The sequence below is a fragment of the Desmonostoc vinosum genome (assembly GCF_059505385.1).
In genome coordinates, this window is record NZ_JCACKM010000296.1 from 33,610 (window position 1) to 56,049 (window position 22,440).

The following is a 22,440-nucleotide window of genomic DNA, read 5'->3' on the forward strand; positions in this document are numbered from 1 at the left end:
CAAGTTATATGTGGAACAGCTTAGCACTTGCCAACGGAGAGTGCTAATTTTATTTATTTTTTTTGATGTATGATTAAAAAGTTTCCGATGATAATTAACGAGTTCCGTGGGTTTAAGTCCCCTGGTTCTATAATCGGCAAGTTTTGTGTTGCGGTCAAATCGCCATTACAAAACTTAATTACGAATTACGAATTATTTAAAGGTGTATATTATTTTTAATAATTATTTAATTATTTCGCCTCATGCTTGGAGTGGTGAGGTGGCGGCTTTATCTGCTGCTTGTTTGTGGGCAGTAGCATCGGTGATATACGGGCTTTTGGGGCAACGGATTGGGCCACGACAATTAAATTTAATTAAAGGAGTAATAGCGATCGCCTTACTTGTGATCACTATATTGATCAAAGGAGAATTCTCGCCAAACCTTTCACCTATGCCTGTATTCCTACTTTCTCTTAGCGGAGTTGTAGGCATTGGCTTAGGGGATACAGCTTTCTTAGCTGGGATCAATTACTTAGGGGCACGTCGCGTTTTACTAATAGGAACCCTAGCCCCACCACTGACAGCGATCGCAGCTATGATGATTCTGCAAGAACATCTCAATATCAGTGCTTGGTGCGGGATTTTGCTAACTATTTTGGGAGTTGCTTGGGTAGTCACAGAACGTGTCCCTGGTACAGATGATGCTAACTCAACGCATATATGGCAAGGAGTCGGCTTTAGTTTATTAGCAGCAATCGCAAATGCTATCGGCACAGTTATCTCCCGCGTCGCATTTACAACCGCTGGTGTTACACCGTTGTGGGCTGCCTTATTACGATTGAGTGCAGCCGTGTTAATCCTTTTAATCTGGGCATGGTTTCCTATACGTCAACAAACAGCTTTCTCCTATCCCTATTGGCAATCTTGGCGCATAATTCTAGCTAGTATCTTGGCTGCTTTTTGTGGCACCTACCTGGGAATTTGGTTGCAACAAACAGCAATTAAACTGACAGCGGCGGGAATCGCCTCAACACTATTGCAGACTAGCCCATTGTTCGTTATCCCCATCGCGATTTTAATGGGCGAAAAAGTGAGTTGGCGAGCGATTGCTGGTGTGATAATTGCGATCGTCGGAATTGGATTATTGTTTTATTTGAAATAGGTTCCGACTTTTCACGCAAGTCCAACCAACTTTTCGCTCAAATCCCACAAGCGTTTTGCTTTGTCATCATCGCTCGCTTCGTCTGAGACTTCTTGAACAAACGACTTACCATTTTTTTTCTGTCTATTACCCCAACTCCAATACACACCGGATTTTTTATATGCAGGATTAGCAACCACCTCTGCAACCCTCTCACCTGCCAGTTCCTCAGATACAAATCCCCCTGTAATATTCTTTTGGAAGAGTGGGAAAATTTTCTGAAATAAGGAATAGTGATTTCTAAATAGAGCTGTTGTTGCTACACATCCAGGGTACAAAGAACTAAAAGTGATGCCAGTTGATTCGTGATAGCGCCGATGCAGTTCTCGCATGGTTAACACATTGCAAAGTTTGCTATCTTTATAAGCCTTGCCAGATTTAAACTTCTTGCCGTTAATCATTGAATGAGGCGCTTTGAATCCCTCTACAAAACCTTGTAAATCTCCCAAGTCGGGGGGTGCTGGAATTGGAATCTTACCACCCAATTCTTTTGGGTTAGCTGTCACAGTTCCCAAAATCACGAGTCTTTTATCTAAAGCAGGTGAATTTTTCAGATCCTCTAGCATAAGTTTACACAAGAGGAAATGTCCCAGGTGATTTGTAGCAACGCTCAATTCATATCCATCTACGGTTCGCATCGGTTCTTTTAATAAGGGCATGTACACTGCCGCGTTGCACACCAAAGCGTCTAAAAATCTACCACTTACTCTAAAGTTCTTGACAAACTGCCGAACACTCTCTAAAGAGGCTAAGTCAAGTTCCATAATTGTGTAGCTGTCTGGTGACATTCCCACACTTTGAGCAGCTGTTTCTGCTTTCGAGAGATTCCGACAAGCCATTACTACATGCCATTGTCCTGTTTGGGAAAGCGCTCTAGCAGCTTGCAAACCGACTCCTGATGACGCACCTGTGATTACAACTGTTGACTTGCGATGTTGTTGCATTCTGTTCTGACTTTTTTAACCGCTATTAACTTTTCCTATGATCTCATACCACGCTCGTCACCATGATAAACACTTGTAGAGACGCGCCATAGCGCGTCTCTACCAAAGGATTTATTATTCAGGAACTGAAACAACTGAAATTAAGCGTTAGCAAACATTGCCAGTGTGACTAATAGTACAGCTAATGCACCTATCCAAAGAGCTAAAGATCCCCAACTAACAGAATCTTTTTGTACTCTCTGCCACAAGTTGGCGACTAAGTTATTTCGTATTGCCATTTCGTAACTCCCAGATTTTCATTAAGTCTGAATGAAACTTGACATGTTCAATCTGCGCTCAACTAAATTTCATTTTTGAAAGTATTAGTTTGGATTTTTATAACTTTCAAAAAGTAAATAATTGCGCTTGAAATTATCAACAAAGTGACAGCGATCGCACACATCTAAACGCATTCACCCGTTGAAAAGTAGACAGAAATTTTTAAGGGGATATATTTTAATTCTTAACTTTATTCTCCCATATGTCGTTGTTGACACTACTAAATTTCACTATGTCGTAAAAAATCTTAACCTTGTTTTAACTTTACCTGAAACAGCAAGCAAAGTGCCTAAAGTCCTTACTAAGAACTGATAAATTTATCATGTTTATGTCGAATAGCTGTTCAGTATTGCAACTTACCAAGCTACCCGACTTAGTTTGATTTTTGGAGGTCGTCGCCTTCCTCGCTGGAACAGGTCTGGACTCCCTGATGTACACCCGATAAATTCCCATCTATCAGTTCTGACCTTTGGGAGCGCTCACGCGGGAACGACAGAGACAACACGAAAACCAATGTTGTTGTTACGGTTGTCGGCTTCGTTCCTGTTGCGGTTCGCACTGCGACAGTTTTCTGGGTTGTTGTTCCAAGAACCACCGCGCAGCAGTCGGAAGTGCCTGTCCCTTCTTCACACTCTCGAAAATACGAGAGTAGCGAATATCTTATCTCGTAAATGCCAGGTATCCCCGTGTTCTAAATGTGCTACCCAGCTTTGTAAGCTTTGTAATACTTGTTCTAGATTAATTTTACCTTGAGCATAATCTATTTGCATTTGTCGCAATCTGCGCCGTGATCGACGTAAATTTTCTGTGCGGACACGAATATAGTCTGGTAATATACGGAAACCTAAAAAATTTACTCCGTGTTTTGTCTCGAACAACTGACTCTTTACAGGATGAATTTTTAACCTTAAAGTTACTAAATATTCTTCTATTGCTTGACGAGCATCTACTAAAAAATTGCGATCTTCAGCGAAGATCGCAAAATCATCTACATATCTGATATATTTTCGTGCTTGTAATTTTTCTTTAACAAAATGGTCAAAACTATTTAAATAAATATTTGCAAAAAACTGACTTGTCAGATTGCCAATTGGTAAACCTCGCCTGTGTTGTATCGGTGCAAACAAATCATCTCCTGGGAAATACTCTACTATATTTTCTTGCTCGTTACTATTATCAATAATTGTATCTATAAGCCAAAGTGTATTTGGACATTTTATTTTCCGTCGTACTATAGTTTTTAAAATATTATGGTCAATACTGGGAAAATATTTTCTAATATCGCACTGAAGAATATAACGACTGGAACGAGAAAATTCTGTAAAACGTCGTAAGGCGCGATGAGTGCCAAAGCCAAGGCGGTTAGCGTAGGTATCAGCTATTAATGTGCGCTCGAAAATAGGTGTGATGATATTACATAAGGCATGATGTACTACTCTATCTCTATATGGTGCAGCAGATATCATACGCGGTTTTGGCTCTACAATTGTAAAGGTTTTATAACTACCGGGAATATATGTTTTTGACTCTAATTTTATTTTTAGTTTTTCAAGTTCTGATTCTAAATTGTAGTTGAATGCTAAAACGTTTTCTCTATAACGCTTTCCTTTTTGTGCGTTTTTGGCAGCAGTTAGTAAGTTTTCAAAGTCTATAATTTTTGTCCACAAATTGCCGTAACGTTTCATGTTATTTTGTTATTGATTGCCGTTGCTGTTTAATCCAAGCGCCTAAGTCAATTCCAATTTGATTGATTAATTTTCCTATGTACTCATATCTATCAGATTTGATTAACTCAAAATCTAACAATAATCTTGTTTGATGACGTAAAATATCTAATTTGCTGTTTATAGCTTCTAGTTGGGTGAGTTTCTCTCTAGAATAACGGGCTTTGATTAATTCTTCTAAAAGGTCGTATAATCCTTCTATAATTCTGTCACCCAAGAGAAATTTGTGGTTATGTGGCAGGCGATTTAATATAGGTACATACCATTTAATTAAGTCATAAGTTTTTTGAATGATAGGTAATTCACTCATGATGAAAACGTGTTATACTTTTTTTAAAGTTAACTTACTTATGTTATCTTTTCTCGCAACTCTACAATAAATTTGCTTTTAATCGCTTAAATGTAAAAAAAATTTTTGATCCGCCTGCGGCGGACAGAAAAAAGAGTAAAGAGGTGTAAAGGGCAAAAGGGCAAAAGAGTATAGGGCAAGGGAGTCCTCACGCGGGAACGACAGAGACAACACGAAAACCAATGCCGTCGAGACGGTAGTCGGCTCCGTTCCTGAAGCGGAACGCACTGCGACAGTTCTCTGGGTCGTTGTACCAAGAACCACCGCGCAGCAGACGATATTGATTATCATTATCATTGAACCATGCACTACCATTAGTGGGTGCGCCTTGATAATTATCATGGTAATAATCTTGACACCATTCCCAAACATTGCCATGCATATCGTATAAACCAAAGGCATTGGGCGGAAAAATGCCTACTTCTGTTGTTTGCTGACGATATTGACCTTTTGATGCTGAGGCGTAAGTATAAGTGCCTTTGTAGTTTACTAAATCACTGGTAATAGTTTCGCCAAAATAAAAAGGTGTGGTGGTTCCAGCACGACAAGCATATTCCCATTCAGCTTCGCTGGGTAGTCGATAGGTGCGTCCCATCCTCTGGCTCAACTTTTTACAAAATTCTACAGCATCATTCCAACTCACCTTTTCTACAGGTCTTTTTTCTCCTTTGAAATTGGAGGGATTATTACCCATGATTGCTTGATACTGTGCCTGCGTGACTTCATATTTACCCATGAAGAATTCAGGGACTGTTACTTGATGTTGCGGCCCTTCATCTGAGCTTCGTTCCTTCTCCCCTGCTGGTGAACCCATTGTAAAAGTTCCGCTTGGTATCTGCACCATATTTAAAGTGACGCCACCTCCCAAGTCTTCAACGAAGTATTTCGCCTGACGGTTGCGGCGGTTAGCGATGTTTCCCCGCACATCCACCGTTACAACCTCAAATTGAGAGGTTTGTAAGGTTAGTCCTTGTTTAGGTGTTGAACTTTTGGAAGTTGGAGACTGGGTAATGGGGGGTTCTGGTTCTGGTGGTGTTGTGGTTGTACCAGCGTCAATAATAGGGCTTTCTCCTGCATTCGGGCGAAATAATAAACGTTCTGCTGCTATTGCTAAACCAAACCCAACACCTAATAACCCCATAGTCTGAATTACTCGCCGTCTTGGTATGTCGGGCGTTGATGACTGCTGTGATGATATTGGTGGCGTTGGTTGTGGTTTTTGTCGTGGTGCTGGCGCTGGTTTTTGCGGTGGTGGTGCTGGCGTTAATGCTTGCAGTGCATCTGTTGCTGTGCGATGGCGCTGGTTGAAGTGATAACTCACCATCTTGGTTAATATCTCTGCTGTGTTCTCGCTGACGTTTGCCCAATTGCGCCAAATCACTTCGCCGTTGGTGGGATCTTTGGGCAACTCATGAGGCTGTAAACCCGTCAGGGCATGTATTCCCAACATCCCTACTGCATAGATATCGCTGGCTAGTTTGGGGTCGCTGTTTGCCTGTTCGCTGGGCATATAACCAGCTGTCCCTATTGCAACTGTAAAGCTACTTTGTCCTTGGGCATTCATTACTAAGGTACTGATTTCTTTGACTGCACCAAAGTCTATCAGTACTATTTTGCTGTCTTGCCGACGCCGCATTAAGTTTTGCGGTTTGATGTCTCGGTGAATGATATTTTGTTGATGGACGATGGCTAAGACTTGTAGTATGTCTTGTAATAACTTTTTGACTTCGCTCTCACTCAACCGCTTACCAGGAATAATTTCTCGGCTCAAGTCTTCTCCATCAACAAATTCCTGCACTAGATAAAATTCACCTTTCTCCTCAAAGTGGGCGAATAGTCGCGGAATTTGGTCGTGGTTGTTGCCTAATCTATATAGTGTCTGTGCTTCACTGTCAAATAGTCGTCTGGCTATTTGTAATGTGGAAAGCGAGGAATCTTTTGGTTTGAGGTGTTTAACAACACACACCGGATGGTTCGGTAAATCCACATCTTCTGCTAGGTATGTGTCACCGAAACCGCCGCTTCCCAATAGTCTGATTATTTTGTAGCGATTCCGAAGAATTGCGCCGATGAGCATTAGGTTTACCTAACAGGAGAATGGATGGTGTTATTTTGCCAAATTTAATACCTATTAAGCAAGGGGGAGGGGTGATTCTTCTGGAACGATCAGATTGGCAAAAGTGCGATCGCGCCTTCATTTAATATATCAGCCCAAGGATAGCAGGAATAATTGAGCAAGCGATCGCTTAGATCTTGCACCTGTCAAACTTTCAGTCGTCCGCCAGTCCACCAGTCCACCAGTCCACCAGTCCGCCAGGGATTGTAAATCCCTGTCTTATAGCGAAAGTCCATTAGAAATGGACTCAATACACTGGCAAATTTAATACTTATTAAGCAAGGGGGAGGGGTGATTCTTCTGGAACGATCAGATTGGCAAAAGTGCGATCGCGCCTTCATTTAATATATCAGCCCAAGGATAGCAGAAATAATTGAGCAAGCGATCGCCTACCATCCAAGCGACAGCAATTAGTTATTTTTAATCTAAATTATTTCACAGACCCTAGTTCACCTTCTCCCTACACCGCAGTTTGGGCAGAAGTTGGTTTACAAAATTAAACTATAGAGAGATTTTTCTAGCTTAAGACTTACTTTTCTTTGCTTCTTGTTGTGCTGCTTCACTATATTTCTTATAAAGTTGAGTCCGAATTTTCGCTTCCTGATGTCGATTATGGCTTGATGGCACTGTACTCATTAAATCTGAAGCTCGTTGCCACATAGCCGCTAACTCTAACCACTGAGTTGAAGTTATAGCTGTTTTACCTGATGCTGATGCTTGATTAGCAACACGCACCGCTGCTACAAATGGATCATTCGATGAAATGTCTAGACTCTCTTCAGCAGTATGAAGTGAGGTTTTAGTTTTAGCACTATTTGGTGTATTTGAAGATTTGTCTACTTTTGGCTGTATTAAGTTGTTTACTCTACTGCCTAACTGAGCATAGACAAACCACCCCAGTAACAGTAATAAGCAGAAACCAGTTACTGCTACTATTTTACCATTTCTCGGTTTATTTTTGTTATTAATTACTAAAGATAACGACGATTTTGTCTTAGGTAGATTTGGCTTTTTAAGTTCGATTCGAGCTTCCGAAAAATCTTTAATTATTTGTTTGACAATACTAGGTGTAGCTAAAGCAATCTCTTCTGACCAAAGTAATTGATTTTCGCGATCGCGATTAATCTCTTCTAACCAAAGTAACTGCTGTTCCCGAACAATTCGACTGTTAATATTGACTCGACGAATGTTACGAGGTGCAATTGCATCCATGATTTGCTGGATTTGTTGTACTAAAGCAGATTGCTCAAGTTGCTCTACCTTAGCTGCCTCGCACAGAAGCTGTAAGACACCATTGGCAAAAATAGCCCTAATCCTGACACCAGAATTGGCTAGTTTTTCGTTCAATAGTTGAATAATCGCAGCAACGCTACCCTGGTGAGCCTGCCAAGCGATATCGTTTATCCGATCCATCATTTGAGATTTAATGATAGTTCTTTCACCCTGACTGATTGACGGATTCATTAATTTAGGGGTTCTATTCTACTGACCTTTGACTTGTCTTCGATTTTACGAGCAAAAAGATGAGGTTGCCAAATAAAATCATAAAAATCTTACACCCTTGTGTTGGTAGTTAGAAAGGTCTATATTTACTGCTTCACAGCCACATTTAGACAAAACTAAATTTTATCAGAGTCAATACCCAGCGATGTCTAACGACAAGCCGCTTCTCTTCCCCTAACTAAAGACGCTGACGCGAACGAGACGCTAAATAACTACTTTAACCTTGCACAAGGGCAAGTATTTGATTTTTACTGAGACGTTGATATCATACAATAATTTTTCTTGCTTAGTGGAATGCGTCAAACTAGCCCAAAAATTCTGATAGTGCTGGTGAAAGGGCAAGCGATCGCAAATCAGCAGCTTGGAGATGAGGCGATTTAGATAACCGATGAATTTTTGCCTGAGTAAAATGAAACTGAGCTAGCAAAAATGCTAAATATACTTAAAAATGTTGATTTTGCAATACATACATCAACGTTTGTTTGAAATTTTTTTTGTTATGTCTGATCAGTTATTTTTACTCCTTGTAAGTGTAAGTCACAGATATTACTAAAAGTTTGATTAATTCATTGGTATACTATGATGCTGCTAGTATTCCATTTGACAGATATTTTCAAATATTCATTTACACAGCTGTAAGATAAAAACTATAACTTTTACTTGAAAATAAGTAATTTTTTGGGCATTACAGTCTTTTCAACTGTCCTAACTGGAGTAACTTGTGTATTTATATCCAGAATTTATGGGTTTACACCAGTTTAAATAGCAGAGTCTGGGGATTGATTTTTAAGAATGAATCTACGAGCCATGTCTGATGTGAAGCGGCTTTGCATCTATACATAAGCAAGACTAAAAACTCTTACTGAATGGCTGACTAGAACTAGAGTTATATCATCATAGTCATCTTTGTATCTTCAAAGGAGTGATTTCCAGTGGTTTTACTGCGTTCAAAGTTATATCTATTAAGTATAAAAAAGATATACAGTTTAGCTCCTTTAATACGTATGTTTTTGAAGAAACTTAATATCATGGCGATAATGCTGGCTTTTTCGTTTAGTGGTGCGGCGATCGCCCAGACAACGGATAATAATATCTATATTCAAGTAGGTGAGGATAATAATGGAAACCCGATTACTCTTGATGTCACATCTATTAAGGGAACTGAATATACCCTTTTATATGAGCAGGGTGAAGAAATAGCAAGAACAACTTTTCATGCTTCTTGTGGTAAGGGTAGGTTATTTTCTAAGAGAGTTTCTTTCTACACTGCTGCTGGTAAGTTGACAAGAGAGAATAAAATTGAGCGAGAAGTTTTCCCTAAGCCTGGGACGGCTGATGCTAACTCTATGGCGATTGTTTGTCAGGCAGCAGAGACACAATGAGTATTCAAAGATGAGACAAAATTTGCTATTTAACTAAGTCAAAGTATTTGATAAAAATCACAAAGATTTCAAAAATTTTCCCCTTGCGTTGGAAAGCGCAAAGGGAACTTTTTTAAGTGTTATTGATAAAATAACAATTAAAACTTGTACAAAAACTAGAATATTATCAAAATCTTTAAGCTTTCAGAACTATCTTTCTCTTATCCCTTTTTTTAGGAGATCGTTACGAGTGAGAGGATCAAGTTTGAGAAGACTACGCACAGCCTGTTGTATGTCTTCTTCTTTTACTAAAGCTTCTCCTAAAAGAACTGCATGTATGCCGGCTTGAGCCATTAAAGATAAATCAGTAGGTGTATACAATCCAGATTCGCTAACGACGATTACACCCAGGTTTTGCAGTTGCGATCGCCTTGCTGCTAGTAATTGTTGAGTGGTGCTGATATCGATGCTCAAATCCTCTAAACTCTGGTTGTTAATTGCTACTAAACGGATGTCATCCAGTGCTAGTACTCGATCTAGTTCAGCCAAAGTATGGACTTCTACTAAAGCATTCATCCCTAAATAGTGAATTACTCGTAAAAAGTCTTGGAGTTCTCGATCACAGAGAATTGCTGCTATCAATAGTACAGCATCTGCGCCTGCTGCCCTTGCCAGATAAATTTGACAAGGATCTAGGATAAACTCTTTGCACAGTAGAGGTACAGCTACTCGATGACGAATAGCACGTAGATTTTCAAAGCTGCCATGAAAGAACTTTTGATCTGTAAAGACGGAGATGCAGGTTGCGCCTCCACGTTCATATGATTTGGCGATCGCCACTGGGTCAAAATCTGATCTAATAATTCCGTTAATTAGAGATGCTTTTTTGATCTCTGCAATGATGCTAGGTCGATAAGGACTTTGTTGCAAAGCAGTTATGAAATCTCGTACTGTTGGAGCAGCAGTTAACTGGCGTTGCAAAGAAGCTAAAGACATCTGTTGCTGAATTTGTGCAACCTCATACTTTTTATGCCATACAATTTCTTTAAGAATGGGTTGCAAACGGTTGTTAGGAGTAGTAGCTGAGTAAGTCATAAGCTGCTAGGAATGAAGAGAGTCCTGATGAGACTTGTATTTATCAAATTTATACTGTTGTTCTCAAAGCTGAATCCAGGTTGATTTGATATCAAATACTTCTGTGGACTCACGATTAGTTTGATTTGGCTTTGAGCTTGCAACTAAGTAGTTATTTTTGAGTAATCGAATGTAAGTACGGTAGGGTATGTAGTCTATGGGATTGTAACCAGAAAAACGCAATATTAAAACACATGCCCAGGAATATTTACCTGCGATAATTGCTTTGACAATTTGCTCAATTTGTTCGGTGTTAATTTTTCTACTTACTGGTGTTTGATAGTCAGTTAGGTTTTGAGTCATGGCATGTACTGTTTTTTGTAAATTTAAACTGGTTTATATCTAGTAGATTTTCTCCTTTCTTAACTTGGTTTTTATCATACGCTAAATTCAAAAATACTTTAATTTCTGTCTATTTGAGAAAAGCTCAAATAGTGTGGATATTTCTGCTTTATAAGACGCGATCGCGTCTTATTATTGGAAAAATCAAATACTACCTAAACAGAAATCTATGTCACAACATAGATCAAATTAATAATTATTGCAGATTTATATTTCAAGGAGAGGTGGGTTTAAACAGCCTAAATAAATATGCAGTTAAACCCACACTTAACAGATGAACCGTATTGCAGAAGCAGCTTCTTGATTAAGTTTACTCACCTTCGACGATGAATATATGATCTTTTTTTTGTTAAATGTGCCTATTTTTTCGTTCTTGAAATTTTTATTCTTATTAGTTGAAATAGTTGGTATAGCTATCCTCAGATTTTAGATGATAAAACACCTTACTAATTGACTTGTCACGAGTTGTAATATTTTTTCATTCTACTTTTGAGAAGACAGTGACTGATAGAAGTTACTCATGATATTAAATAATCTTCCATTAAAAAGAATTACTATTGATAGATTTTAGTCTATGTAATTAAATCTACGTCAATACTAGCACTAAGTACATTAATTTATTGTAATAAAAAACACAATAAACTTAATATATTACTGAGATATCTCAAAAACAGCAATTCTTTTTATTAGAGCGCTATGAAGTTCTTGTGCGGTCTGTAACACTAGGATTAGTCAGTTAGTTTGCTTGGTGTTACCAAACACTATTAAGCTTAATTTTTTTGTAGTTACGAATACATAGACTATTGACGGTATCTATTTCTTTAGATAGATACTTTATCTTGATATATAAAATTATACAACTATAATGTATTCCCAATGACAGATGACCAGGCTCATTATTATATAGTTAAATCCCTGAGTGAGTAAATAAAAATAAACCAGATTGATGGGCATAAATTTCATGATATAAACCCTAAATCACTACTATCTTAGTTATTTGTAAGTGCCATTTTAACTAAAACATTTGATAGTTATAGCAGTTCTCTCTAATTCGTGAAAGTAAATGTTAAATAAGTAAACCGCACAGATGCAGAGTATACAAATGAAAAGCACGGAGCGATTTTTACAAATGATTTGGGAGCGCTATATGTTATTTCACACATATTTATTCAAAGCTTATTGATGTTGCTTGATGAACATAATTCACTCTTGCTCGTTAAAATCAAATATTCTCCAGTTGATTTCAAACTCTCTTGTAAGGATGGGAATATTATTTTTCAGGTCAAAGATAGAGGAATTGGTATTCCAGCAATAGATCAAAAGCGATTGTTTGAACCATTTTATCGGGGCAGCAATATTAATAAGAAACCGGGTAATGGACTTGGGCTATCGGTTATTAAAACACTTGTAGACTTACATGGTGGTCAAATTGCTGTGGAAAGTAAAGTTGATGCAGGTACTACTTTTACTATCAGATTGCCATTTGTCAAACAAACTTCAGCCAATTTTGAGTAATGAGTGTTGAATCGTAACTTAACACTTATAACTTCAGAAAAGATGTAATTCAAAGATTTTGCTAACTACTCCTCACCAAAAATTCTAGTGGTAGAAAAATGATGTACGAATCGTCTACAACTATTCTGGTAATTGAAGATGATGCTGACACCCGCAATATCTTCTTAGCCAGCCTTGAGGCTGAAGGTTTTGCAACTATGGGTGCTGAAAATGGTATTGTTGGTATTCAGCAGGCACGAGAGCATTTACCCGACTTGGTGATTTGTGATATTTTTATGCCTGATATGGATGGTTACGATGTGCTGATGGCACTTCGCCAAAATCATGACACGGCGATTATTCCCTTTATTTTTCTGACTGGCTGTAATACTCAAGCTGCTCTTCGCAAGGGTATGGAATTAGGAGCTGACGATTATCTTACCAAGCCTTCTACTGTAGAGGATTTGTTGAGAGCGATCGCAACTCGACTTGAGAAGCAGGCTCTGATGAAGCGCTGGTATGCGAATCAAATTTCTAAAGCCTCAACTTTATCAGTAGCTACTGATGCTTTCTTTCCATCGATTCCTCAACTTAAACCGGTTTTCGATTTTATTGAGACTAACTATTGCCAAGGTATTACTTTATCTGATGTAGCTGAGGCTGTTGGCTATTCGCCTGCTTACTTGACTAGCCGAGTGGCAAAACAAACAGGAGAGACTGTAAATGGTTGGATTGTGAAGCGTCGCATGGCAGCAGCTCGTCCTTTACTGCAAAATACTAATCAGTCAATTGAACAGATTGCGATCGCATTAGGCTATCAAAATGCGTGTCATTTCTCTCGCCAGTTTCGTCAACACCACGATATATCTCCTAGAGTTTGGCGACAACAGCATCAGTCATATCAGGCTCCCAAAAATCACAAGTTGCAACTTCTTAAAAATCGTGGTGCGTTGGAAAAACTTGTACCTTTGGGTTGTTGATTTCTGGTGAGTGTCAATTCTTCTGCAATTGCGCCACGAACTTATTATGTTCAGGTGAATTTAATCCTGACTGTAATACTTCTAACACTCGCACCATCTGATTGTTTAGCAGTGCTTCTACAGCTAACCACAATCCTGAAAATACCTGGGAGCGAATAATTCCATCTGCACCCCGGGGTAGTAATTTATAGTCGCCATCGCTGAGGTAAAACCATTCGATTTGATTCTCGTAAGATAGCCAGACGACATATTCCAACACTCCGTTACGGCGATAAGCCTGCTTTTTGCTGCCTCTATCAATGGCGGCGCTACTGGCGGCAATTTCCACAATTAACTCTGGCGATCCTTCTATGTAACCATCGCTGCTCAATTGAGTCTGTCCACCCACAGCAGATTCAATAAATAATACTGCGTCTGGTTGAGGTTCGTTATCTAAATCCAGGCGTACTGTAGGTTCGATGCTCAAGTCAACACCAGGGGTCATTGCTTGATAAACTCCTAACCAGGTCATAATTCGACTGTGGGGTTTGCCATGCTGCTCATGTCTTAAGGGAGATGCCACGTAAACGATTCCTTCGATCAGTTCTGCTTTTTTGATGTGGGATGCAGCCGTGTAGCGCCGCTCAAATTCAGGGCGAGTTAAGCGATCGCCACTTTCAAGTGGGGGTAGATGTTCTTGTGCTGAATTGGATTGTGTTTGGGGTAAGTACTCTCTAACCATCTAAACCTCCGCACCTAAATATCTTTGTGCTTGGTTAACTGTTGCACCAATAATTGCACTGCCAAAGCTAGTAAGCCGACTGCGACAATACCAAATATTCCAGCTCCCAAGGCAACTATACCTACAACTAAGGTACGAACGGCGGAGGAAATTTTTATTACTAGTAGATTATCTGAATGGATAGGTTTGGTGGCAAAGTTTGTAGCGATCGCAATCATCAATGAATATAAACCAAATCCCATTGCTCCAGAGATGACTGCACCTAATAAACTGCGTAAGGGAGTTGCTGAAAACTGCTGTTGGGTTTGTTGTTGCGTAACGTTGGGTTCGCTCATAAAATTTTAGGTTTGGGATTAACGGCTTTTGTTAAATTGATGATGCAATTTGAATGCCATGACTAACTGTTCTGGTTACAAATAATTCTAAATCTTTGTCTGGAATTGCGGCTCTCACATTTAGCTTAGCTGCTTCTGCTTGCTGTTGAGAGCCAAAAATCGCAAATACTGTGGGGCCAGAACCAGACATCATTGTTCCTAAGACATCTTGCTGGTTTGCTAATACTTCTCGTAGTTGTAAAACTTGAGGATAAGCTGGCAAAACGACACGTTCTAAATCGTTATGTATTTTCTGAGCGATTTCGCGGGTGTCTTGTTCTAGGATAGCTTTGACTATTGAGCCGGAGTGGACTGCATTAGCGCGTGCAGCTAAGCTTTTGGTATCTCGAATGTAAGAATTGCCGAACTGTTGGCGATAAGTTTTATAAGCCCAAGCGGTGGAGACTTCTAAGCTACGATATTTCGCTAATACTATATATATGTGATCCAAACTTGCTAAGGGAGAAAGTTGCTCGCCTCTACCTGTGGCGATTGCTGTGCCACCTGCTACACAAAATGGTACATCTGAGCCAAGCTTAGCTCCTAGTTCCTCTATTTCTGATTGGGTTAGTCCTAATTTCCAAAGTAAATCTATTCCTACTAATACGGCGGCTGCATTTGTCGAACCTCCAGCCAAGCCGGCTGCTACAGGGATGTATTTGTTAATTGTAATTTCGACACCACCATGTTTACTCAAGGCTTCTGGAAATTGCTTGGCCATTAATTCGGCTGCTTGATATGCGAGATTACTGTTGTCTGCGGGTACTTGTGGGTGATTGCAGTGGAGGCGGATGGTTTCATCTTTAATCGAGTGCAATTTAATTTGGTCAGCTAGACTGATACTTTGCAGAATCATGGCTAACTCGTGATAACCGTCGGGGCGATCGCTGATAATTTCTAAGTACAAGTTAATTTTGGCTGGGGCAGTGAGGGTGTAGGAGTGCATTTTCAGAAGGGAGTAGGGAGTAGGGAGTAGGGAGTAGGGAATGAGGAACTTTGAGGCAAAGTCCCAGTATGGGGGATTGCGAATGAATTATTATCCTTCATCTCCCCACTGCCTACTCCCCACTCCCAATTCATTTGCTAGAGTTACCCATTGCTGGACGCTGAGGTCTTCGGCGCGGGCTTGGGGATTTATTTCTAATTGTTCCAGTAAGTGTGTCAGGCGATCGCGTTCTAGTATTGGTTGTAAATTATTTCGTAACATTTTTCGTTTGGCCCCAAATCCTAGCTTGACTAAATTTTCTAGTTGTCGGGGTGAGACTGCTGGGTTTTCTAGTTGTCGGGGATGCAAACGCACGACTGCGGAATCTACTTTTGGTGGTGGGTGAAATGCGCTAGCTGGAACTGTACAAATTAACTCACATTCTGCTAAGTATTGTACTCGTACTGTTAGTGCCCCAAAGGTTTTTGAGCCTGGTTGAGCATATAATCTTTCTGCTACTTCTTTTTGTACTAATAGTACTATCGAATCGAATGGTTCTGGGTTGGGATTGGCGATTGTGCCTAATAATTTTTCGATGATTGGCCCAGTAATGTTGTAGGGAATATTAGCTACAACTTTATTTGGGTTTTGGAAATTCGTAAATGCTGCTAAATGAGAGGTTAAATCTAAAGTTAAAAAATCTCCTTGTAGCAGTAAAAAGTTTTCGGTTTTACCGAGTTGTTTTGCTAATAGTGTACATAAGTCGCGGTCGATTTCAACTGCGACTAGAGATTTTACCAAGGGGAGTAAGCGACGAGTGAGGATGCCGGTGCCGGGCCCGATTTCCAGGACGCGATCGCTTGGTATACAGTTGGCGGCTTGAATTATGGCGTTGAGTGCCTTGTCACTTTTGAGCCAATGCTGAGCAAAGACCCTGCGCGGTCGTACCATCTATATTTCTTACCCTATCTAGCTTTTGGCTTTTACATAAAAACTCATTTCTTACTTTTTTCTTACTTTTCACTACCTCATTTTTACAGTTTTTATATTGACAAAAAACATATAATATGCATAAAAGCTCTAATAAGTATTATATTTTTTTGCCATCCTGCACTAGTATGACCAATAATTTCTACCTTAAGGAGGAATTAATCAGAAAATGAATAGCGAGAATTAAAGGTAGTTTTACCATAGGTTGGTCAGTTAAATACCCTCTAAATATGCAAGTACTTTAGCTGCTTCCGTCTTTGATATGCGGAAGTATTTTAAGTACCTATGCCAATAAAATTCCCCATCAAAATCACCTCGAATAATCATTCAACTGTGTAATTAATTTTGTCTATAAGACTCCTATTTTGATTTCTGAAATCAAAAAGGTTTTTCCCCACTCCCCACTCCCCACTCCCAACCTACGCAAGTAATATCAAAAATCAAAGCGCATGACTATAGATACTTACTATGAGGAAGCATATTAGTAAGATGTTTCGTCAACGAAAATCACAGACATCAATAGCAATTTTATTTGCTTTGACTGCTGCTTCTACTCCCACAGCAGTCTCTTTTGTTATTCATCCACCAGCGCTTGCTCAATCCCCATCATTTCCAGTACCACAATCGGTTCCCAGTGGTACAGATGTGCGGATCAATGGCACAACCAGCATGGAAAAGATTAATCAGGCACTGGCAGAACAGTTCAAAGCGAAGTATCCCGGCACAGATGTAAAAATAGCATACGACGGCACCGATGCATCCTTAAAAGCATTGCCGGATGGGAAAATTGACTTAGCTGCGGTTGGTCGATCGCTAACAGAGGCTGAGAAAGCACGAGGATTAGTTAGCACTCCCATAACTCGCAACAAAATAGCCGTCATCATCAGCAAAAATAATCCCTATAGAAACAGCCTCACCTCTGAACAGTTCGCCAAAATCTTTCGGGGTGAAATTACCAACTGGTCACAGGTTGGCGGTTCTTCCCAAGCAATTCGCCTAGTTGACCGCCCGGAAAATAGTGACTTACGGCAAGCACTGCGAAATTATCCTGTATTTCAAAAAGCCCCATTTCAAACTGGTGCCAATGCCGTCAGACTCTCACAAGACAGCACAAATGCGGTAGTCAAAGAACTAGGAGCAAATGGCATTGGCTATGCAATCGCCGATCAGGTAATCAATGACCCCAATGTGCAAATTATCTCTCTACACAAAGTTCTTCCCACCGATCCTCGTTACCCCTTCTCCCAACCCTTAGCATATGCTTACTCCAGATTGAATCCCAGCCCCGCAGCCCAAGCCTTTTTAGGCTATGCTACAGCCCCCGAAAATCAGCGAGTTGTCGAACAAGCCAGGGCTGCAAATGCGATCGCCACCCCTGAAACGACACTTTTACCGCCAACCCCAGCAACTACAACCGCACCTAAAAACGAATTTCCTTGGTGGATATTATTACTCATACCATTATTAGGTGGATTACTGTGGTGGTTGTTGAGTCGGCGTCGCCCCACCACCCCTAGCGTCGCACCTGCACCAGTCCCCGCTACCCTAAACCCAGAGAGTCGGCTCATCCTCACACCTCGAACTTGTCGGGATGTTTATGCTTACTGGGAAGTTCCCAATGAGGTAAAAGCAGACTTACAACGGCAAGGTGGACGTTATTTAAAATTGCGTCTTTACGATGTCACCGACATCAACGACATGGATCGTCAACCACCGCACAGCATGAAAGAGTTTGATTGCGATGAACGGTCGCAAGATAGGCACATTCCTATCACAGTAGACAATCGCGATTACATAGGGGAACTTGGTTATGTGAGTAGTAGCGATCGCTGGTTGAGAATCGCTCGTTCGGCTCATGTGCGAGTACCAGCCTGTGAACTTGATGGTGCTGTACCTGCGGCAGTTACAGGTGTTGCAGCCCATTCTTTAGCAAGCGATCGCCCCACAACCACAAAAGATGAAAGTCGTGTAATTCTCGTGCCTCGCGACAAAGCCGATGTTTACGCCTACTGGGAAGTTCCAGAAGCACGCAAAGCAGAACTGCGTCAACAAGGTGGACGCCAGCTGGCGCTACGTGTTTACGACCATCCAGAACAAGAACCTACAAGTTTTCGGCAGTTTAATTGTGATGAATCAACACCTGATTTGCATATTCCCATTGCCGAAAACAATCGTGAACACATCGCCGCCGAATTAGGCTACCTCACCGATGATGGTCGTTGGTTAAAACTTGCTCATGCCGCACCGACAGAAGTTCCATCTCCTAAACCTGCATTCGGTACTGTACCTGAGCAAGTTGAGAACATCTCAAAAGTTGCAGGAATGGGAACAGCTGCTAGATCATTCCTTGACAGAAGGCAGCCTTCCTTTAATGGCGATCGCACAACCAGCGATCAACCAGAAATGAAAAGTGACTGCCGGATTATTCTTGTACCCCGCAACTCTCAAGAGGCTTATGCTTATTGGGAAATTTCCGATGAGTATAAGGCAGCTGTGCGTCGTCAAGGAGGGCGTAGATTGATGCTCCGAGTTCACGATGTTACAAATCTTGACATTGACAACCAACAACCCTACAGCACCCAAGAATATCTGTGCGATGAGCATGACCAAGACAAACACATTTTAATCCCGATGAGCGATCGCGACTACATCGCCGAAGTCGGCTACTACACAGATGATCATCGCTGGTTGAGCATTATTCGCTCCTTCCACGTTCACGTACCATCACATAGCAGGGTTTAAGGACAATTAATTATGGGACTTTTCTTTGATGTTCTGAGCGCAATCAACAACCCCAATCAACAAGGAAGTGTTAATCAGCTAGAAACGATTGTCAACTCAATTCAGCAAGTCGCAGCTAGCCGAGGAATTCAGGCATCTCAAATGCAAAATGTCATGTCAGTTTTGGGTAACGTGCTGCGTCCTGCACTCAAGCAGCAAGCAACCCCAGGCGGCAATCAGTTACAAAATCTCATGGGTCAAGCTTCTGGTATCGGCGTGGGTACATCTGGAATGCAATCTTTGTTATCACCTCAGTTACAGCAGCAAATCGTGCAAACAGTGTCTCAAAGAACCGGAATCAGCGCCAACGCTATTCAAGCAGCTTTACCAACACTCACATCAGGAGTGTTAAGCCTGCTGAATATGGGTTCTACAAAACCTGGCACTCTCGGTGGAAATTCGCTTTTGACGAATTTTTTGGATAGCGATCGCGACGGCAACACAGATTTAGGCGATGTTTTCAGATTTGCTAACCGTTTTCTCAACCCACAGGCTATGTAGTTCATCGTTTTCATATTCAGTGAGTTGACTGAACAATCGGAATCTCAACTACAAATTCTGCCCCTTGTCCAGGTGTTGAGTAACAAGATAATTTCCCTCGGTGTTTATCTACCACAATTTGATAACTGATTGACAGTCCTAACCCTGTACCTTTACCGACATCTTTAGTAGTAAAGAAAGGATCAAATAATTTTGAATGTATTTCTGTGGGAATCCCTAAACCATTATCTGCAAATTTGATTGTTACCCAGTTGTTTTTGAGTACTTGAGTACAAATGTGAATTGTGGGATAGTTATCTGTTTCTCTGTTAACTATTGACACTTCCAAAGCATCAATAGCATTACTCAGGAGATTCATAAACACCTGATTTAACTGACCAGGGTAGCACTCAATTAAAGGAAGTTTACCATATTCTTTAATCACCATAATTTCTGGATGATCTGGTTTAGCTTTCAAGCGGTTGTGCAAAATCATCAAGGTACTATCAATACCCTCATGGATATCTACCTCCTTGAATTCAGCTTCATCAAGACGAGAAAAATTCCGCAGTGATAGAACAATTTCTCGAATCCGTTGCGTTCCTACACGCATAGATTTAAGGATTTTCATTAAGTCTTCTTTTAAGAAATCAAGGTCTATAGCGGCAATTTCTGCTTTAATTTCTTCTGAAGGTTCAGAATAGTGTTCTTGATAAAGTTCTACTAAACTTAGTAAATCTTGAATGTATTCACTCGCTGGGATGAGATTACCATGAATAAAATTAATCGGATTATTAATTTCATGGGCAACACCTGCAACCATATTACCAATTGAAGACATTTTCTCACTTTGGATGAGTTGAGATTGAGTGCGTTGTAGTTCCAACAGAGTATTTTCTAAATTTTGAGCTTGTTGTTGCAGTTTAATTTCAGCTTGTTTACGTCTAGTAATATCAGTTGATACACCCAAAATTTGTTTTAAATCACCGTTAATATTCCGATTAAATGGAGTTTCTCGAGAGTATAACCAATGCCAGTCTCCATTCACTTGTCGCACGCGAAATTCCAGTTCTAAAATATCACCATCCTGAATGTGAGAAAAATTTTGTAAGTGAGTGACAACCTTCTCCCAATCATCAGGATGAGTAATCAAAGGTAAAACTTGTGTTCCCATTTGTTTAATTTCTTCATTGGAATAACCAAGAAGAGAAGTAAGTTCCCGATTTACATAAATATTGCGTTGTTCTTCTAAGTCAAAAATATAAAGAATATTAGGTGAAGAATCGGCAATGCGTTGAACAAAATGTTGACTTGCTTGCAGAGCCTCTTCTGCATGTTTTCGTTCTGTAATATTAAACGTAGTTCCCACCAGTCGATAAATTCGACCTTGACTGTTTTTGAGAGGATTAATTGTAGTTAACCACCAAGTTTCTTGACCATCAAAAGTCAAGCATTCTTCATAAGTAACAGCGAAACCTGCATTTATACAGTTTTGATATCGCTGATGTATTACTGCACCTGTAACAGTCCCAAACGCATCTTCAGGAGTCATTCCAATTACCTGTGCATTACTAATTCCAGTGACTCGTGCTGTATGTGAATTCCAACCAGCATAACGAAGTTCACCATTTTCCAAAACGTTGACTACAAATATTAACTGATCGATACCATCATAAATACTGCGTAAGAACTGCTCTTGGTCTTGTAATTGTGCTTCTGCTAGTTTGCGATCGCTAATATCAAACATACAACCATACCAGAGAATTTCACCCGCTGATTGGCTGACTGGCCTAGATATTGCCTTCACCCATTTCCATTGACCAGAAGGGGTCATTATCCGCCATTCAAGTTCATAGTTTTGCAGAGTTTGAGCAGAGTGGGTCATTGCTTGTTGCACATTGCTAATATCATCAGGATGAATATGGGCAAACATTAGTGATGCATCATTTTTAATCTGTTCCGGTTCTAAACCCATAACTTCTCGACATCCAGAAGAAGCAAAGGGAAAGAACATAATGCCATCAGGCTTGAGACAAAACTCATAAATCATTCCTGGTACATTATCTGCCAGTCGTCGCAGCCGTGCTTCAGTTTGATGTAAAGCAGCGGTTCGTTCCTCAACTTTGTTTTCTAATTCTTCATTCAGTTGTCTCAGCGACTCTTCTGCTTGCTTACGCTGAGTAATATCTAGCAGTACCCCACAGAAAATAACCTCTCCTTGCTCATTTCGTGTCGGAGTTGAGTCTCCCTGCCACCACACAACCTCACCATTAGGTTTCACCAAACGTCCTTCATAATGCCAAGGTGTAGCATTTTCTACCGCATCTAATACTGAGGTGAGATGGTTCTCACGATCCTCTGGATGCACAAGCGCTATAAAACAATTTAAATCCTGCATCATTTCCGTTGCAGTGATGCCTGCAAGCTGCCAAATAAAATCGCTAATATAGTCCACTTTCCAAATACCATCACGGTTAGTAAATTGAAAAATTGCACCAGGCATATTAGTAGCGATATCCCGCAGCCGTCTTTCACTCTCAGCAGGCGTATACTCAACAAACAAACCCATTTGCTCTAAATTAAAATTGAAGCTATTTGAAGATTGAGCAAGTTCCAAATTAGCAACAATCCTACGTAGTTCTATCAATTCTTGCTGCAAAGATTCATAAGTATTTTTATCTACGCAAATAAGATTACCAGCCATAGTCTCATCGTTTGCCAGCT

21 protein-coding genes are annotated in these 22,440 nt (G+C 40.3%); 6 read left to right on the plus strand and 15 right to left on the minus strand.

Going from position 1 to position 22,440, the window contains the following annotated elements; translation table 11 throughout:
- The first annotated feature begins 202 nt into the window (after positions 1–202).
- The gene (locus AC5JMF_RS30600) at positions 203–1,141 is read left to right on the plus strand and encodes a DMT family transporter (RefSeq protein ID WP_495799471.1); all 939 of its coding nucleotides are present in this window, start codon (positions 203–205) and stop codon (positions 1,139–1,141) included.
- A gap of 11 nt (positions 1,142–1,152) precedes the next feature.
- Here AC5JMF_RS30600 and AC5JMF_RS30605 read toward each other — a convergent pair whose 3' ends face one another.
- From AC5JMF_RS30605 to AC5JMF_RS30640, 8 genes are all read right to left on the minus strand, one after another.
- A complete protein-coding gene (locus AC5JMF_RS30605; protein WP_495799472.1) occupies positions 1,153–2,124 on the minus strand; it encodes a protochlorophyllide reductase in 972 nt (323 codons plus the stop codon).
- Positions 2,125–2,264: 140 nt separating this feature from the next.
- A complete protein-coding gene (locus AC5JMF_RS30610) occupies positions 2,265–2,402 on the minus strand; it encodes a hypothetical protein (protein ID WP_495799473.1) in 138 nt (45 codons plus the stop codon).
- A 519-nt stretch (positions 2,403–2,921) separates the two neighbouring features.
- Entirely contained in the window at positions 2,922–3,047 is a 126-nt protein-coding gene (locus AC5JMF_RS30615) for an SUMF1/EgtB/PvdO family nonheme iron enzyme (RefSeq protein WP_495799510.1), read from the minus strand.
- 21 nt (positions 3,048–3,068) lie between these two features.
- The gene (locus AC5JMF_RS30620) at positions 3,069–4,127 is read right to left on the minus strand and encodes a reverse transcriptase domain-containing protein (protein WP_495799474.1); all 1,059 of its coding nucleotides are present in this window, start codon (positions 4,125–4,127) and stop codon (positions 3,069–3,071) included.
- Position 4,128: 1 nt separating this feature from the next.
- Entirely contained in the window at positions 4,129–4,476 is a 348-nt protein-coding gene (gene avd, locus AC5JMF_RS30625) for a diversity-generating retroelement protein Avd (protein ID WP_495799475.1), read from the minus strand.
- 187 nt (positions 4,477–4,663) lie between these two features.
- Complete coding sequence (locus AC5JMF_RS30630; protein WP_495799476.1) at positions 4,664–6,592, minus strand: bifunctional serine/threonine-protein kinase/formylglycine-generating enzyme family protein; 1,929 nt, start codon at positions 6,590–6,592, stop codon at positions 4,664–4,666.
- Positions 6,593–7,153: 561 nt separating this feature from the next.
- Entirely contained in the window at positions 7,154–8,047 is an 894-nt protein-coding gene (locus AC5JMF_RS30635; RefSeq protein WP_495799477.1) for a hypothetical protein, read from the minus strand.
- A gap of 391 nt (positions 8,048–8,438) precedes the next feature.
- Positions 8,439–8,561: a hypothetical protein gene (locus AC5JMF_RS30640; RefSeq protein ID WP_495799478.1), complete on the minus strand. Its 123-nt coding sequence runs from the start codon at positions 8,559–8,561 to the stop codon at positions 8,439–8,441.
- 601 nt (positions 8,562–9,162) lie between these two features.
- Here AC5JMF_RS30640 and AC5JMF_RS30645 point away from each other — a divergent pair.
- Positions 9,163–9,516 (plus strand): hypothetical protein, encoded by a 354-nt coding sequence (locus AC5JMF_RS30645; protein WP_495799479.1) that lies wholly within the window; start codon positions 9,163–9,165, stop codon positions 9,514–9,516.
- Positions 9,517–9,705: 189 nt separating this feature from the next.
- On the opposite strand, the gene trpC is transcribed toward AC5JMF_RS30645, so the two are convergent.
- Entirely contained in the window at positions 9,706–10,590 is an 885-nt protein-coding gene (trpC, locus tag AC5JMF_RS30650; protein WP_495799480.1) for an indole-3-glycerol phosphate synthase TrpC, read from the minus strand.
- 63 nt (positions 10,591–10,653) lie between these two features.
- Entirely contained in the window at positions 10,654–10,932 is a 279-nt protein-coding gene (locus tag AC5JMF_RS30655) for a HetP family heterocyst commitment protein (RefSeq protein WP_495799481.1), read from the minus strand.
- A 1,221-nt stretch (positions 10,933–12,153) separates the two neighbouring features.
- Here AC5JMF_RS30655 and AC5JMF_RS30660 point away from each other — a divergent pair.
- On the plus strand, positions 12,154–12,486 hold the full coding sequence (locus AC5JMF_RS30660; RefSeq protein WP_495799482.1) for a sensor histidine kinase: 333 nt from the start codon (positions 12,154–12,156) through the stop codon (positions 12,484–12,486).
- A 98-nt stretch (positions 12,487–12,584) separates the two neighbouring features.
- A complete protein-coding gene (locus AC5JMF_RS30665; protein WP_495799483.1) occupies positions 12,585–13,445 on the plus strand; it encodes a response regulator transcription factor in 861 nt (286 codons plus the stop codon).
- A gap of 13 nt (positions 13,446–13,458) precedes the next feature.
- Here the strand turns inward: AC5JMF_RS30665 and AC5JMF_RS30670 are convergent, their stop codons facing one another.
- The 4 genes from AC5JMF_RS30670 to rsmA form a co-directional block, all read right to left on the minus strand.
- Entirely contained in the window at positions 13,459–14,166 is a 708-nt protein-coding gene (locus tag AC5JMF_RS30670; protein WP_495799484.1) for a Uma2 family endonuclease, read from the minus strand.
- 14 nt (positions 14,167–14,180) lie between these two features.
- Positions 14,181–14,501 carry a DUF3082 domain-containing protein gene (locus AC5JMF_RS30675; protein WP_495799485.1) on the minus strand — a complete coding sequence of 107 codons (321 nt, stop codon included), beginning with the start codon at positions 14,499–14,501 and terminating at the stop codon, positions 14,181–14,183.
- Positions 14,502–14,532: 31 nt separating this feature from the next.
- A complete protein-coding gene (gene ispE / locus AC5JMF_RS30680) occupies positions 14,533–15,486 on the minus strand; it encodes a 4-(cytidine 5'-diphospho)-2-C-methyl-D-erythritol kinase (RefSeq protein WP_495799486.1) in 954 nt (317 codons plus the stop codon).
- A 90-nt stretch (positions 15,487–15,576) separates the two neighbouring features.
- Positions 15,577–16,416, minus strand: coding sequence for a 16S rRNA (adenine(1518)-N(6)/adenine(1519)-N(6))-dimethyltransferase RsmA (gene rsmA, locus AC5JMF_RS30685; RefSeq protein WP_495799487.1), 840 nt, complete (start codon positions 16,414–16,416; stop codon positions 15,577–15,579).
- Between the two features lie 528 nt (positions 16,417–16,944).
- Here rsmA and AC5JMF_RS30690 point away from each other — a divergent pair.
- Entirely contained in the window at positions 16,945–19,197 is a 2,253-nt protein-coding gene (locus AC5JMF_RS30690) for a DUF4912 domain-containing protein (protein WP_495799488.1), read from the plus strand.
- A 12-nt stretch (positions 19,198–19,209) separates the two neighbouring features.
- On the plus strand, positions 19,210–19,737 hold the full coding sequence (locus tag AC5JMF_RS30695) for a DUF937 domain-containing protein (protein ID WP_495799489.1): 528 nt from the start codon (positions 19,210–19,212) through the stop codon (positions 19,735–19,737).
- Between the two features lie 16 nt (positions 19,738–19,753).
- Here AC5JMF_RS30695 and AC5JMF_RS30700 read toward each other — a convergent pair whose 3' ends face one another.
- On the minus strand, positions 19,754–22,420 hold the full coding sequence (locus AC5JMF_RS30700; protein ID WP_495799490.1) for a PAS domain-containing sensor histidine kinase: 2,667 nt from the start codon (positions 22,418–22,420) through the stop codon (positions 19,754–19,756).
- Between the last annotated feature and the right edge of the window lie 20 nt (positions 22,421–22,440).